The sequence below is a fragment of the Paenisporosarcina sp. P4_D4 genome (assembly GCF_056401835.1).
On record NZ_JBFUIO010000379.1, the window covers coordinates 1 to 800 of the forward strand.

The 800-nt window shown below is 33.8% G+C and carries 2 pseudogenes; both read left to right on the forward strand.

Features of this window, described 5'->3' with window-relative positions:
- Positions 1-499, forward strand: a pseudogene (locus AC1DSL_RS18960) (terminase); the annotation flags it as partial.
- Positions 500-529: 30 nt separating this feature from the next.
- Positions 530-800 (forward strand): annotated as a pseudogene (locus AC1DSL_RS18965) (hypothetical protein); the annotation flags it as partial.

Here is an 800-nt window from a genome sequence, read left to right on the forward strand (position 1 = left end):
CCACAAAGGTTTAATTGATAAGACCAACGATGAATATCAAACTTATATTAGTAAATATCCAAATGCGGCTGATAAAGTTCGGTTACTTTCTCCTAAAAAATATAAAAATGAGATGTTCGCTGCACTTGTAGAAATGACTACATTAGATTTAATTTCCTTTACAGAAAACTATGACTACAAAGGTGAAATCATATTTACTTATGACAATGGAGAATCTAATCGCTACAAATTAACGCAAACAGAAGAATTATCATTAATCAATATGGATTTAGCGAAAGAAGAGCTAGTAAATATTTATAGTTTCAAGAGTGCAAATGGAAGTATCAGATATGATTTACCTCCAGACAAAGCTAGTAAAATGCATGATGACAGAGCATACAGTATTGCAATGTTGGCTTGGTATTTGCAACAGATGAGAAGAAGAAATATTACAAGCAGAAAACGACAAGATGTAGATGTGGCATCTCTATTTATGTTTAAGAAACCATCCCCATATTAATAAATTATAAGACAAGAAAGGAGGAAAACAATGACGAATGAAAAGAAAGACGCAGCCACTTCACTTTCACAACAATCAGAGGCAGAGGCAAAGTTGATTAAACAGCAAGAACAGTTCGCTGCAATTAGAAACATGACACTAAGACATCTTAACAGGTCATTGCAATCAACGCCTTCATCCTTATCACGATTTGACACCAAGCAGGTTTCCACATGGATGCAAAATCCTCAGCAATATGAGAAGCAATTACGTCAATTATCTAATTATCTATATAACGTAAATGGTCAATATAGAGCAGTAG